General features: G+C 69.9%; 10 protein-coding genes and 1 pseudogene. 7 read left to right on the plus strand and 4 right to left on the minus strand.

Features of this window, described 5'->3' with window-relative positions:
• The first annotated feature begins 111 nt into the window (after positions 1-111).
• Positions 112-2,289: a cadmium-translocating P-type ATPase gene (gene cadA / locus M9914_12545; GenBank protein ID MCO5175006.1), complete on the plus strand. Its 2,178-nt coding sequence runs from the start codon at positions 112-114 to the stop codon at positions 2,287-2,289.
• Positions 2,290-2,429: 140 nt separating this feature from the next.
• Positions 2,430-2,663, plus strand: a pseudogene (locus tag M9914_12550) (metalloregulator ArsR/SmtB family transcription factor).
• Between the two features lie 536 nt (positions 2,664-3,199).
• Here M9914_12550 and M9914_12555 read toward each other — a convergent pair.
• Positions 3,200-4,429 (minus strand): type II secretion system F family protein, encoded by a 1,230-nt coding sequence (locus M9914_12555; GenBank protein MCO5175007.1) that lies wholly within the window; start codon positions 4,427-4,429, stop codon positions 3,200-3,202.
• 211 nt (positions 4,430-4,640) lie between these two features.
• On the opposite strand from M9914_12555, the gene nth reads away from it, so the two are divergent.
• The 5 genes from nth (at position 4,641) to M9914_12580 (ending at position 10,504) form a co-directional block, all read left to right on the plus strand.
• Positions 4,641-5,246 (plus strand): endonuclease III, encoded by a 606-nt coding sequence (gene nth, locus M9914_12560; protein MCO5175008.1) that lies wholly within the window; start codon positions 4,641-4,643, stop codon positions 5,244-5,246.
• 222 nt (positions 5,247-5,468) lie between these two features.
• Positions 5,469-6,533 carry a YpdA family putative bacillithiol disulfide reductase gene (locus tag M9914_12565; protein MCO5175009.1) on the plus strand — a complete coding sequence of 355 codons (1,065 nt, stop codon included), beginning with the start codon at positions 5,469-5,471 and terminating at the stop codon, positions 6,531-6,533.
• A 63-nt stretch (positions 6,534-6,596) separates the two neighbouring features.
• Positions 6,597-7,199, plus strand: coding sequence for a hypothetical protein (locus tag M9914_12570; protein ID MCO5175010.1), 603 nt, complete (start codon positions 6,597-6,599; stop codon positions 7,197-7,199).
• A gap of 79 nt (positions 7,200-7,278) precedes the next feature.
• Positions 7,279-9,867 (plus strand): CBS domain-containing protein, encoded by a 2,589-nt coding sequence (locus M9914_12575; protein ID MCO5175011.1) that lies wholly within the window; start codon positions 7,279-7,281, stop codon positions 9,865-9,867.
• Between the two features lie 4 nt (positions 9,868-9,871).
• Positions 9,872-10,504, plus strand: coding sequence for a site-2 protease family protein (locus M9914_12580; protein ID MCO5175012.1), 633 nt, complete (start codon positions 9,872-9,874; stop codon positions 10,502-10,504).
• A gap of 69 nt (positions 10,505-10,573) precedes the next feature.
• On the opposite strand, the gene M9914_12585 is transcribed toward M9914_12580, so the two are convergent.
• From M9914_12585 to M9914_12595, 3 genes are read right to left on the minus strand one after another with little or no spacing between them, the layout of a single operon-like run.
• Entirely contained in the window at positions 10,574-12,637 is a 2,064-nt protein-coding gene (locus M9914_12585; protein ID MCO5175013.1) for a protein kinase, read from the minus strand.
• A gap of 16 nt (positions 12,638-12,653) precedes the next feature.
• Positions 12,654-13,421, minus strand: a complete 768-nt coding sequence (locus tag M9914_12590; protein ID MCO5175014.1) for a Stp1/IreP family PP2C-type Ser/Thr phosphatase — start codon at positions 13,419-13,421, stop codon at positions 12,654-12,656.
• A gap of 45 nt (positions 13,422-13,466) precedes the next feature.
• Positions 13,467-14,096, minus strand: a complete 630-nt coding sequence (locus tag M9914_12595; GenBank protein MCO5175015.1) for a DsbA family protein — start codon at positions 14,094-14,096, stop codon at positions 13,467-13,469.
• Between the last annotated feature and the right edge of the window lie 7 nt (positions 14,097-14,103).

Raw genomic sequence — 14,103 nt, forward strand, 5'->3', positions numbered from 1 at the left:
TTCCTCCTGCGCGGCGGGCGCGGCGGCGGTATCGTGCGGGCGCCCGCGCGGGGCGGGCGACCGACATACTCTACATCTGCTCAGGTATGCAGATGATAGAGTCCTCGCACCATGAGCGAGCGCCCCGCCACCCCAGCCGCGACCCTCGAGTACTTCGTGTCCGAGATGGACTGCGCCGAGTGCGCCCGCACGGTCAGGGGCGCCATCGGCAACGTCGCCGGCGCCAGCGACGTGAGCGTCAACTTCACCACCCAGACCTTGCGCCTGACCCTTGACGAGGCGCGCACCCCGCGCGCGGCGCTGGAGCGTGACTTGGCGCGCCTCGGCTACCCGCCGCGCCTCAAGGGCGGCGAGGTACTGGCGGACGCGCCCGGTGGCGCCGTGGCGGGCGGAGCGTACGGCGGTCCTGAGACGCCCCCCGCCTGGTACCGGACCGCCAAGGGCCGCTTCGTCATCGTCACCGGCGCGCTACTGGTGGTGAGCGCGCTCCTGGCGCTCACCTTCCCGAGCCTGGCGCCGTGGGGTTTCACCGCCGCCACCCTCATCGGCGTCGCGCCCCTCGCCCGCAAGGCGTGGGCGAGCGCACGGCTGGGGCGGCCCTTCACCATCAACACCCTCATCTCCCTGGCTGCGCTGGGCGCGGTGGCGATCGGCGAGGCGCCCGAGGGCGCCATCGTGGTGTTCCTCTTCGCCATCGGCGAGCTGCTCGAGACCGTCGCCGCCGGCCGCGCCCGCGCGAGCATTCACGCGCTGGCGGCGCTGGCGCCCAAGGTGGCGCTGCTCCTGGAGGGCGGGCGGGCGCGCGAGGTGCCGGTGGCGGCGCTGGCCGTGGGCGACCTGGTGCACGTGCAGCCGGGCGGGCGCGTGCCCGCCGACGGCACCATCGTCGAGGGCTCAGCCGGCATCGACGAGGCGCCCGTCACGGGCGAGAGCATGCCCGTCGCCAAGGCGCCCGGTGACGCGCTGTTCGCGGGCAGCATCGCCACCGACGCGGTGCTCACGGTGCGCGTCGACAGGCCCGCCAGCGACAGCACCATCGCCAGGATCATCCACCTGGTGGAGGAGGCCGAGAGCAGCAAGGCGCCGGTGGCGCGCTTCATCGACCGCTTCAGCAGCGTCTACACGCCCGCCGCCATGCTGGCGGCCCTGCTGGTGGCGGTGGTGCCGCCCCTCCTGTTCGGCGCGGACTGGGGCGAGTGGGTCTACCGCGCGCTGGCGCTCCTGCTCATCGCCTGCCCCTGCGCGCTCGTGCTCTCCGTGCCGGCCGCTGTGACCTCCGGCATCAGCGCCGGCGCGCGCCGCGGGCTGTTGATCAAGGGCGGGGCGGTGCTCGAGGCGATCGGCGACGTGAAGACGGTAGCGTTCGACAAGACCGGCACCCTCACCGAGAACCGCCCGCAGGTCACCGACGTCGTGCCCCTCGCCGCGAGCGAGGACGAGGTGCTCAGGCTCGCGGCCGCGGTCGAGACCGGCTCGGCTCACCCGCTCGCCAAGGCCATCCTCAAGCGCGCCGAAGCACTGGACGTACCGGTCGCGGTGGACGCGCGCGCCGTGCCCGGCCAGGCCGTCACCGCCAGCGTGGCGGGCAAGGCCTACGCCGTCGGCTCGCCACGCTACGCAGCGGAGCGCGCCCCGCTGCCTCCCGCAGCCGAAGCGCAGGCCGTGCGCCTGGAGGATGAGGGCAAGACGGTGGTGGTGCTGCTGCAGGGCCACACCCCGCTGGGCCTCATCGCCATCCGCGACGAGCCGCGCGCCGACGCCGCCGAAGCCGTCAAGCGCCTGACGCGCCTGGGCGTCAGGAGCGTGATGCTCACCGGCGACAACGCCCGCACCGGCCAGGCCATCGCCGATCACCTGGGCCTGGAGGCCCGGAGCGAGCTCCTGCCCGAGGACAAGCTCGCCGCCATCGACGACCTCAAGCGCGATGGCAAAGTGGTGATGGTGGGCGACGGCATCAACGACGCGCCCGCCCTGGCGCAAGCCGACGTCGGTATCGCCATGGGCGGCGGCACCGACGTGGCGCTCGAGACGGCCGGCGCCGCGCTGCTGCGCGCCAACGCCACGGGCGTGAGCGACCTGATCGAGCTGTCGCGCGCCACCATGCGCAACATCCGCCAGAACGTGACGTTCGCCCTCGGCCTCAAGGCCGTCTTCCTCGTCACCACCCTCTTGGGCATCACCGGCCTGTGGCCCGCCATCCTCTCCGACACCGGCGCCACCGTCGTCGTCACCGCCAACGCCCTGCGGCTGCTGCGCTTCCAGCCCAACCAGGGGAAGGAGTCAGCATGACCTTGACCGCCAGCGCGCCGCCCGCCGTCGACACCAGCGGCGAGTGCGAGGTACGCCTCATGCACCCCGACGCCGTCGCGCGCGTCCAGGCCGCCCTGCCCAGCCCGGAGGCGGTCGAGGCCGCCACCGAGCGCCTCAAGCTCCTCGCCGACCCCACCCGCTACCGCGTGCTAAGCGCCCTGGCGCGAGAGGAGCTGTGCGTCTGCGACCTGGCGGCGATCGCCGGCGTCAACGAGAGCAGCATGAGCCACCAGCTCAGGCTCCTGCGCGCCCACGGACTGGTCGCCTTCCGCAAGGAAGGCCGCATGGCGTACTACCGGCTCGCCAGCGACACCGTGAGGCCGCTGCTATCCCCATCGCTCCTAAAGGGATAGGCGACTCGGGAGCACCGCAAGGACCAAGTTCTATGACACACCGGGCCTGAGCCATTTGCACGACTTCGCACTGCGTGTCCGACTAATGGGCGGCCCATCGCATCTTGGCACCCCTTGAACTAGGTTTGCTCGTTGCGTAAGCGCCAGCAATCCTTATCACCCTCGGATGCTCCCCCTGGTCACTCGTTGACTCTGAGGCACGAGGTGTCTTATTCGAGACGGTGAGACGATTTCGGCTCCCAGTTGAGGCGCTACGTCCAGGAGTAGAAGGTATGTCGAGAACTAGAGAATTGGCGAATTGTCAGGTGTCAAGCAAACCGGACGACGCATAGAGAAGAACCAGCTCCCCTAGGTCGAGCGCCGCAAACCGATAAAGGCTGAAGCGACCGAGTCCCGCGTTCAGGCACGCCATTAAGACTTCGCCAGCGGGGAGCGGCTTCTACCGGCGTTCTCAGGTCAAGTTCCGTCCGTTCTCAGTTTGTTCTCAACTAGACTTCCGTGTTCTCAGTTCTAACTTCCGCTCTACACCTCGCCTATTACTGGCTCAACTGCCCGATGATCGAGAACATCGGCAGGAACATGCCGGCCACGATGAAGCCGACGATGACGCCGAGGAACACGATGAGCATGGGCTCGAGCGCGGCGGTCAGGCTGTCGACGGCCTCGTCGACCTCGCGCTCGTAGAAGTCGGCGACCTTCTGCAGCATGTGGTCGACGGCGCCGGTCTCCTCGCCGATCGAGATCATCGACGAGACCATCGGCGGGAACACGCCCGGGTACTTGATCAGCGTCGTGCTGATCTGCTCGCCACGCTGCACGTTCTCCTTCGTCTCGTCGAGGATGTCCTCCACGATGGCGTTGCCGGCCGTGCCCTTAGTGATGTCGATGGACTCGATGATGTTGACGCCCGAGCGCAGGAGCAGCCCGAAGGTGTTGGAGAAGCTCGCGATGGCCGTCTTCTGCACGAGGGTGCCAACGATGGGCATGCGCAGCGTGAAGCCGTCCAGCACGCGCCTGCCGTTCTTGGTCCGGTAGAAGAGGACGAGCCCGACGACGATCGCGATGATCAGGCCGAAGAGGATGTACCACTGGTAACGCAGGAAGTCGGAGACGGCGATGAGCGCCTTGGTGATCACGGGCATCTCGCCGCCGAGCTGGTCCAGGATCTGCGCGAACTGGGGGACGATGCCGGTGAGCAGGAACCACGTTACGGCCAGGGCGATCACGAGCACGACCGTCGGGTACGTAAGCGCCGTCTTGATCTTGCCGCGCAGGGCGGCCTGCTTCTCCATGTACGCCGCGATGCGGTCAAGGATGCCGTCCAGGTTGCCCGACACCTCGCCGGCGCGCACGAGGTAGATGTACAGCTTGTTGAAGAGCCGCGGGTGCCTGGCGAGCGCGTTCGAGAGCTGCTGACCCGTCTCGACGTCCTCGCGCACCTGCTTGAGGGCGTCCTTCAAGCCCTGCTTCGGCGCCTGGCGCTGGAGGATGGCGAGGCTCTGGACGACGGGGAGGCCGGCGTTGATGACGGTGGCGAACTGGCGCGAGAAGATCGTGATGTCGCGGACGTTCGGGACGCTGCCGAAGTCCAGCCACTTGGGCAGTTTGAGGTCGGACTGGAGGCCGGTCTTGGGGGCCTTGATCTCCGTTACGAAGTAGCCCTTCTGGCGCAGCGCGGTAGCCACGTCGCGCTGGGAGAGCGCCTCGGTGGTGCCCGTGATGACCTTGCCCCCCCTGTCACGGACCTTGTACTCGAAAATCGGCATCCTGCCCTGCCTCCCTGTGCACCAGTACGCGTCGTCTCCAGGACCGCAGCGACTGCGTGAGGAATCGACCTAGACCGCACGCAAGCGTACCCGACCGCCACGGGCGGAAGCTGGTGGATAGGTCACTTCACCACCAGGCGGGGTTAGCATGCGGGCCGTGCCAAGCCCGAAGCCGGAGTCACTGAAAGCGCGTCGCGCACGTGCCCAACGCGTGTTGGTCGGGTTGCGCACCCTCTACCCCGACGCACGCACGGAGCTGGATTTCCGCACGCCGTTCGAGCTCCTCGTCGCCACCATGCTCTCCGCTCAGGCCACTGACGTGAGCGTCAACCTCGCCACGCCCGCCCTGTTCGCCGCTTACCCCGACGCGCCCAGCATGGCCAAGGCGAGCGCGCAGGAGATCGAGCCGTACATCAAGACGATCGGCCTCTTCCGCACGAAGGCCAAGAACGTCGTCAAGACGGCCGCGCTCCTCGTCGAGCGCCACGGCGGCCAGGTGCCGCGGATCATGGAGGAGCTCACGGCGCTGCCGGGGGTGGGCCGCAAGACGGCCAACGTCGTGCTGGCGAACGCGTTCGGAGTGCCGACCATCGCGGTCGACACCCACGTGGGGCGCGTCTCCCGGCGCCTCGGTTTCACGCAGAACATTGACCCGAACAAGGTGGAGCTCGACCTCCAGGCCATCTTCCCTCGCGACGAATGGGTGTTCCTCCACCACGGCCTCATCCTCCACGGCCGCCGGGTCTGCTCGGCCCGTAAGCCCGACTGCGCCCACTGCCTCCTCTGCGCTGACTGTCCGTCCTGCGGCAAGGTCTGAGCGGGTCCGGGGCCGAGCACGCTTAATGTCGGTCGGGGCAAGACCGGGTCCCTGAAGGCCCGGACCGGTGGCGATGACCCGCCGCCGCCGTACGGTCGTGCACCCAGCATGCGCCACCCTCCTCGCCGGGTGCGCGACCGACCGCCACTCCGGCCTAGGTGCTCTAGGCGGCGCGCCAGCGAGGTAACCCCCTTGCAGCCATGCACCTGGTACGGTCGCCCCATGTTGGATCTGATCATCGTCGGCGCCGGCCCCATCGGGATCGGCGCCGCCATCCTCGCCAAGCGCGCCGGCCTCTCGTACCGCGTGATCGAGAAGGGAGCCGTGGTGGAGGCCATCCGGCGCTACCCGGTCGGCATGCTCTTCTTCACCACCTCCGAGCGCCTCGAGGTAGGCGGCCACCCCCTCGTCTCGGCGGTAGACAAGCCGACACGCAAGGAGGCGCTCGACTACTACAGGAAGGTCGTCGCCAACGAGCGGCTCGAGGTGAGCACCTACACGGAGGTCGTGGCCATAGAACGCACGCTCGTCGAAGGCTCTGAGCCCGCGTTCGAGGTGCGCACCCGGCGCGCCGAGCCGTGGCGCCGGCATGACCGTGTGGAGGGCGTCGCGTACGCACGCACCGTGGTCGTGGCGACGGGTTACTTCGACAACCCCAAGCTCCTGGGAGTACAGGGCGAGGACCTCCCCCACGTCTCCCACTACTACGACGAGGGGCACGGCCACTACGGCAGGAACGTGGTGATCGTCGGAGCGGGCTCGAGCGCGGCTGACGCGGCCCTCGACCTCTACCGCGCCGGCGCGAACGTGACCATCATCCACCGCGGCGAGGACTTCCGGCGCAGCCTCAAGTACTGGGTGAGGCCGAACCTCGAGAACCGCGTGAAGGAAGGCTCGATCGCTGCCCGGTTCGGTGCCACGGTGAAGGCCATAACGCCCGAGGAGGTGGTCGTCGAGGAGGCGGGCAAGGAGGACACGCTGCCGGCCGATCGCGTCTTCCTGCTGACGGGCTACTGCGCGAAGCCGGACCTCCTGGCCGCAGCCGGGGTGGCGATAGACGGCCCCACGTCGGCGGCCCGGCTGGACCCGGCGACGTTCGAGACCAACGTGCCCGGCCTGTTCGTCGTCGGCTCCGCAGGCTTCGGCACGCGCACGTCGGACGTCTTCATCGAGAACGGCCTCGTGCACGCCGAGGTCGCGCTCGCCACCATCGCCAACCGCCTGGCGCGCAAGCGGGCGCTAGGCGACAAGCGCCCTGATGGTCCGGTCTTCCCCCTGGAGGGCTGAGGGCCCTCGCAGGGGTTCGCACCACCCCGGGGCGCTACACTCGTCTCTTAGGAGGTCCACGCGATGAAACAACGCGACCTGTGGATCGGCATCCTGCTCATAGCCCTCGGACTCTTGCTCCTCATCGGGCCAACAGTCAACTTCAGCCAGTACGGCTGGCCGTTCTTCGTGCTCCTCCCCGGCATCGCGCTGCTGTTCATCGCGCTGACCACCACCGTCAGCAACAGCGCCCTCGCCGTGCCTGGCGCCATCGTCACCGTCATCGGCCTCATCCTGCTCGTCTTCTCGCTCACCGACCACTGGCAAGGCTGGTCGTACGCGTGGGCGCTCATCATCGCCGCCACGGGCGTCGGCAACTACCTCAGGGGCAAGGCGACGAACGACGCCGCCCTGGTCGGCTCCGGCACGCGCACGGCCCTATACGGCGTGGTCGCCTTCGTCGGCCTCGGGCTCTTCTTCGAGCTGTTCGTGTTCGGCGCCCGCAGCGCCTTCATGCGCTGGGTGCTGCCCATCGGCATGATCGCGGCCGGCGGCGTCCTCCTGTACCTGAACAGCCGCAACCGTCCGGGCGCTGCTGCGCCGGCGCCCGTGGCCCCCATCGATCCCGCCGGCGGGCGCGCCGCCCATCAAGCCATGAGCCCCGAAGCCGACGAGGGGCGCGGTTGACGAGCGGGCGAGCCCCGCGCTCCGGTGCCGCTACGCCCCCGCTCGACAAGAGCGGCATGCGCCCCGCAGCCGGTGCCACGTGCGCCTGATAGTCACCCACGAGCAGCCCGACTTCGACGCGCTCGCCAGCCTGGCGCTCGCCAGGCTCCTCTACCCCGGCTCCGCCGCCACCATCCAGGGAGCCCTCAGCCGCCAGTTGAGCGCGTTCCTGCGCTTGTACAAGGACGAGCTCGACCTCACACCCAGCGATCGGGTCGACGTCGAAGCCGTCACCGAGCTCGTCGTCGTCGACACGAACGACTCCGGGCGCATCAAGCCGTTCGACGCGCTCGTCGGTCGGGTGCCCGTCACGCTCTACGATCACCACCCGCAGGCGGCGGGGAACATCGCTGCGGCGCGCGGGATCAGCGAGCCGTTGGGCTCGACCGCCACCCTTCTCACCCGCGAGCTCATGGCGACGGCCATCACGATCCCGCCGGCCGTCGCTACCCTCGCCCTCCTCGGCATCCATGAGGACACAGGCAACCTCACCTTCGACCAGACGACGCGCGACGACTACCGGGCTGCCGCGCACCTGCTGACCAGCGGCGCGAACCTGCAACTCGTCAGGCGCTTCGCCCACGGCGCCCTCGACGCCGACCAGACCGCGTTCCGCGAGGCGCTGCTGGCCAACACCGAGCTCGTGCACGTCGCGCAGCGCCCCGTGGCGGCCGCGGCCTTCGAGCACCCCAAGTACGTGGCCGGGGTCAGCGGCACGGTCAACGACCTGCTCGACCTGTTCGCCGCCGACGCCGCCGTGGCCGCCGTCGGCATGGAGGGGCGCACGCTCGTGTTCGCGCGCTCCGGCGGCCGGTTCGACTGCGCCGCGGCCCTGGCCGCAGCGGTCGGCGGTGGGGGCCACCCCGGCGCCGCCTTCGGCAGATCGGGTGCCACGCCCGCGGCCGCCCTCGAGGCCACACTGGCCGCCCTCGCCGTCAACGCCACACCCGCCGTCCTGGCCAAGGACCTCATGAGCAGCCCCGTCCGCAGCGTGACGGCGGAGACGACGGCGGCCGAGGCGGCCGATCAGCTCCTCCTGTTCGGGCACAACGGCATGCCGGTCGTCGACGGGGCTGGGCACGTGGTCGGGATCGTGTCGCGCCGCGACCTGGACCGGGCCTCCCGCCACGGACTGAGCGACTCGCGAGTGAGCGGCTTCATGAGCCGCGACGTCATCAGCGCCACGCCGACCGCGTCCTTGAGCGAGCTCGAAGCGCTCGTGCTGGAGCACAACATCGGCCGCATCCCGATCGTCGACGGCGGCAGGCTCGTCGGCATCGTCACGCGCACGGACCTGATCGGGGCCAACCACCGCGTCGGCACCAGGTCCGACGGCGCCGACCAGCTGCTCCAGCGGCTCCCCAGCAGCGCCAAGGTCGTCCTCGCGGTGGCGGCCGAGGTGGCCGCCGACGGGGGCCCGGATGGGACCGAGCGCGATGGCGTCGGCGGGCGGTCCCCCCTCTACCTGGTGGGCGGCACGGTGCGCGACCTCATGCTCGGCGCCGGCGTCAAGGACCTGGACCTCGTGGTCGAGCGCGAGACGGCCGAGAGCTTCGGGGCCAGGCTGCAAGCGCGGCTCGGGGGCACGCTGTCGTGCCACGTCGACTTCGGAACCTGCACCTTGGCGCTGGAGGACGGCGTGACGCTCGACCTCGCGACGGCCCGCGAGGAGACCTACTCGCGGCCGGGCGTGCTGCCGGCCGTCACGCCTTCGACCTTGCGCAAGGACTTGGCGCGGCGCGACTTCAGCGTCAACGCCCTGGCGATCAGGCTTCGGCCCCTGCCGCACCAGCTCCTGGACCCTTGCGGCGGCGCGGCCGACCTGGCGGCAAGGCAGCTCAGGGCCCTGCACCCGTTGAGCTTCGTCGAGGACCCGACGCGCGTCCTGCGGGGGGCACGGCTGGCGGGTCGCCTCGGGTTCCGGTTCGAGCCGAGCACGCTGATACAGGCGCGGGCCGCGCTGGAGCGTAGGTTCCTCGTCAACGTGAGCCACGCACGCTTGCGCGCGGAGCTGGAGCTGACCTTCGAGGAGCCGCGCGTGACGCCGGCGCTACGCGTGCTGAACGAGCTGAACGCCCTCCAGGAGATGTTCGGTCTGCCCAGGGCGGAAGGTCGCCTCGACCCGCTCGAGCTCAGCGCGGGCCTCGACGCGCTTCGCGAGTCAGGCGCGGTGCCGGGCGAGGCCTACCTCCTCGCCCTCTTCCTCGGCGTGCCGGCCGCCACGCTGGAAGCGCACGTCGACGCGTTCAACTGGCCGCGGCGTCACCTCGCCACGGTGGCGAAGCTGCACCGGCTCATCGACCCGAGCCTGCGCCCAACCTACGCCGGCCGGCCGGAGGCCCTGCGCGACGAGGAGCTGGAGGAGCTCGACGCGCCCGCCCGCCTGCTCCTACGCGTCGTGGACGCCGAGCTCGCCATCAGGTTGGAGCGCATCGAACAAGGCCCGCCCCCGAGGCGGCTGCGCGGAAGCGATGTGGTAGCTTTGGGGCTGCAGCCCGGACCTCGCGTCGGGCACGTGCTCGAAGAGGTCGCCCGCGCCAGGGCGGAACGAACGGTGACCACATTCGAAGACGAACTCGCCCTCGCCAGACGGCTGATCGCAGCAGGCGAAGCGGGCGGTCCGGAGTAGGCGGATGTTCCTCAGGCTCGTAAGCGAACCGACTGTCCTCGTCATCGCGGCCATCGTCATGGTCATGGCGTTGATCTTCCACAACATCGTCCAAGCGCTGGTCGCCGAGCGCCTCGGCGACCGCAGCCCCCGCCTCGCCGGCTTCGCCGCCTTCGAGCCGCAGCGGCAGCTCGATCCGTTCGGCGTGCTCTTCCTCCTGCTCCTCGGCTTCGGCTGGCCGCGCGCGGTGCCCGTCAACCCCCGCAACTACCGCGGGCGCGGGCGCGGCGAGGCCTGGGTGTGGCTGGCCGGCATCGGCTCGTACCTAGCCGTGGCGTTCGTCAGCCTCCTCGTCGCCGCCGTGTTCAGGAGCCTCGGCAGCTCGGTGCTCTACTTCTCCTTCGAGGTGGCGGCCAACTACGCCCTGCTCCACGCCGTCATCAACCTCGTCCCGATCCTGCCGCTCGACATGGGTCGGGCGGCCCTGGCCTGGGGCCATCCGGACGTGCGCCGCGTGATCATGCAGGTCGCGCAGTTCGGGATCCTCGGGTTCATGGTCTTCTTCTTCGTCCTGAACGCCACCGGCGTCATCGGGCGCGTGATGTTCTTCTTCGACCGGCTGTTCTCTGACATCATCGGGCTCATACCGGGGCTGTAACCCACCGACCGTCTCGTCCGACAAAGCCGACCCCGGCGAGCGCCGAGGCCCGGCGGGCCATGCGACGCCTCAGCCGACCAGCGTGGAGATGGGCTCGCGCGACGGTTCGCGCACGTCGACGACCATCGTCACCATCGGCGCGTAGGTCTCGAACGTCTCGAGGAGACGCCCGGCCGGGTCGTACTTGCGGATGAGGTGCCCACCGCGCCGACCGGCGTACAGGTAGCCGGAGTCGTCTACGCCCAGGTCGACGAGGGCGTCGGTCGCCTCGCCCTGGCGGGCGTCGAGCGTGAACGACACGCCGACCTTCCCGTCGGACGTGACCTTGCGGATCTTGCCTGCGCTCGCGTCGGAGACGTAGACGTTGCAGTCGCGGTCGACGGTCATGCCGTCCAGGAGCCGCAGGCCGGGCTGGTCGGCGGAGACCTTGAAGGCCCAACGCGTCTGGTACTCCCCGTCGGCGCTCAGGCGCTGCACCTGGCGGTTGCCGTAGTCGAGGACGTAGACGTTCCCGCGCACGTCGACCGTGAGGTCGCGCGGGTCGTTGAACATGCCGTGGCCGTTACCGCGCCCACCGAAGCTCGCCAGGTGCCGGCCGTCGTTGGTGAAGCGCGAGACGAGGTGCGTCTCGCTGTCCAGCACGTACACCGTGTCGTCGGGGGCCACCGCGAGCGCCACCGGGTAGAGGAACTCGCCCGGCTGCATACCGTACGGCCCGAACGACGCCTTGACGCTGCCGTCGGGCGCCAGCTTGTGGATCATGCGGTGGCTCTGCTGCCCGACGCGGTACTCGAAGATGGCCGCGAAGAGGTCGCCGCCCGAGTCGACGCTCACGGAGAGGGGTGCAGCGGAGAAATTGCTCGGCCCGACCCCGATGTCGCCGATGGACGTGTGCAGGTTGCCTTCCGGGTCGAGGATGCGCAGCACGCCTTGGCGCGCGCTGACGGTGACGAGGAGGCGCGTCGGGAGGTTGGCCGTCTCGTCGGCCTCGAGGTCGACCGTCTCGAGCGTGTCGTAGACCTCGTCGAGCGTCGGGCGTTCGTCGGGGTCCTTCGCGATCATGCGCATGACGAGCTGATCGAGCGCCTTCGGGATGCGCAGGTCGACCTGGCGCGGCGGTGGGGGCGTCTGGAAGATCTGCTGGTGGACGATGGCCTCGTAGCCGCCCTTGAAGGCGGTCTGGCCGGTCAGCATCTCGTAGAACACGAGCCCGAGCGAGTAGATGTCGGAACGGTGGTCGATCTTCAGGCCGCGCGCCTGCTCGGGCGACATGTACACGGGCGTGCCGACGCGCGCGCCGGTCATCGTGAGGCGCGAGAGGACCTTGCCGCCCGCGATGCCGAAGTCCATGAGCTTGACGGCGTCGGGCTTGAGCCGCCCGCCTTCCGGGTGCCCGCTGCCGGACGGCTTGATGCCGCCTCGCGTGATCATCACGTTGGCCGGCTTGATGTCCCGGTGGATGATGCCCGCCGAGTGGATGTGTTGCAGGGCGCGCACGACGCGCTGCATGATCTCGACGGACAGGTGGATGTCGAGCTCGTGCCCTTCGATGTACCCCTCGAGCGAGCGCCCGTCGACGTACTCCATGACCATGTAGTGCTGCACGCCGACGGCGCCATGCTCGACGGTGCGCACGATGTTCGTGTGGTTGAGGCGCTGGGCGACCTCCGCCTCGCGGTGGAAGCGGCGGATGAACTTGGCGTCCGCCACGTACTGCTCCATGGGGATCTTGAGGGCGACGATCTGGCCGTCGCTGACGCGCCGCGCGCGGTAGACGCTCGCCATGCCGCCGGAGCCGACCTTCTCGAGGAGCGTGTACCCGGGCACGTCGGCCGCGTCGAACTGCTGCTGCTGGTTGCCACCGGCCGCCGCCTTGGCCTCCGCGACCCGCCTCGGCCCGCGGCGAGCCGGCGCAACGCGGCTGCTCCTCGCCACCTGGACGGTGGCCGGCACGAGCAGTCCGAGCGCGAGCACGGTGAGGACGAGCGGCGTGATGGCGCGCTCGGCGCCCCCCAACCACAACACGCCACCGGTGAGCACGACCGCGAGCGTGAGGAGCACGCCGAGCAGCCAGACGGGCGCACGGAACAGCAGCGCCACGAGCACGGCGCCGACGGCCCAGAGCAGGATCACGAGCTCGCCTCGCAGGTCACGTGTCCACCTCGAAGATCACTACCGTGATGTTATCCGGCCCGCCGCGCTCGTTGGCCTGGGCGAGGAGCACCTCGACGTTGAGCTGCCTGTCCGAGTTCTCCTGGATCTCGGCGAGCATCTCCTCTGGCGAGACGAGGCCGTGGAGCCCGTCGGTCGAGAGGAGGAAGACATCGCCCGCCTGCACATCGAGCTCGGCGACGTCCGGCGCGACCTGCTGCCTCGTGCCGAGCACGCGCGTGATCAAGTTGCGCCACTCGTGGTTCTCGGCCTCCTCCTCGTTCAAGAGGCCCTTCTCGACCTGCTCCTCGACCCAGGAGTGGTCCTTGGTGAGCTGGTAGATCTTGCTGCCGCGCACGAGGAACGCGCGCGAGTCGCCGACGTGGCCGATGTAAGCCTTGCGCTTGCGGATGGCGACGCACGTCAGCGTGCTGCCCATGCCGCGCCTGCCCGACTGCCTGATGGCCTCGCCGTACACGCGGCGGTTGGCCAGTCGCATGGCCTTGTCGATCAGGCTCTGGACCCCGACGACCGGCCGGCGCGAGCGTACCTCCTCGACGTAGCGGGAGAACGACTCGTCGAGCACCTCCATGGCGAGCTTGCTCGCGACCTCGCCGGCGGCGGCGCCGCCCATGCCGTCGGCGACCGCCAGGAGCGTCAGGTCGCCCCCTTCCATGGGGAACTGCCAGACGCGGTGGAAGTCCTCGTTGAAAGGCCTTACGCGTCCGACATCGGACCCGTGACCCACGTTATGACCGAGGCGCACGCCACGAGTCTACCTTGCTCGGGGCCGCCGGAGGCCGCCGTCGCCTCAGTTGCCTTTGGCCCGTGGGCGCCGCACCGTCTGTAGGTACGGGTAGCGCTCGAGCAGCCGCCGCACGTCCTGGAAGAGCTCGACCGCCTCCTCGACGCCGGCGGGCAGCTCCTGCAACCTCAGGTAGGTGGCCTGCCCGCCCGGGAACACGACCGTCGGCGTCCCGAAGACGTCGTGGGAGAGCGCGCGCATGTGCTCCTGCGCCAGCACGGTGCGTGCCTCGGGGTTGTGCAGCTCGTGCCGGAAGCGCGGCACGTCGAGCCCGACGGCCTCGGCGACCGCCGTGACGGTGCCGGAGGTGAACGGCTGGAAGCGCCGGTGGTTGGCGCGCTGGAGCGCAAGGCGGAACGCCGCATGCGCCTCGGGGCCCTGCTTGCGCGCCGCCAAGGAGGCGAGGAACGGCAGCAGGCCCTTGCAACCGTAGCCGTCCGTCTCGTCGATGCGCTCGTTCCAGAGCTGCCAGGCGTCCGGCTTCGTCGCGTCCTGACCGTGCTCGTTCTGGAACAGCGAGAAGTGCTCCCAGCGCACGTCGAGGGCCAGCGGCCCGGCGATCATGTCGAAGAGCTCGGCCGCGCGCCACGAGTAGGGGCAGACGTAGTCGAAGTAGACGGTGACGCGCTCCAGCATGCGGCCA

The organism is Trueperaceae bacterium, assembly GCA_023954415.1.
GTDB lineage: Bacteria > Deinococcota > Deinococci > Deinococcales > Trueperaceae > JAAYYF01.

Excerpts from the sequence above, each read along its gene's own strand:
- M9914_12570 (MCO5175010.1), top strand. The coding sequence starts at position 6,597 with ATGAAACAACGCGACCTGTGGATCGGCATCCTGCTCATAGCCCTCGGA.
- M9914_12565 (MCO5175009.1), top strand. The coding sequence starts at position 5,469 with ATGTTGGATCTGATCATCGTCGGCGCCGGCCCCATCGGGATCGGCGCC.
- M9914_12595 (MCO5175015.1), bottom strand. The coding sequence starts at position 14,096 with ATGCTGGAGCGCGTCACCGTCTACTTCGACTACGTCTGCCCCTACTCG.
- cadA (MCO5175006.1), top strand. The coding sequence starts at position 112 with ATGAGCGAGCGCCCCGCCACCCCAGCCGCGACCCTCGAGTACTTCGTG.
- M9914_12555 (MCO5175007.1), bottom strand. The coding sequence starts at position 4,429 with ATGCCGATTTTCGAGTACAAGGTCCGTGACAGGGGGGGCAAGGTCATC.
- M9914_12580 (MCO5175012.1), top strand. The coding sequence starts at position 9,872 with ATGTTCCTCAGGCTCGTAAGCGAACCGACTGTCCTCGTCATCGCGGCC.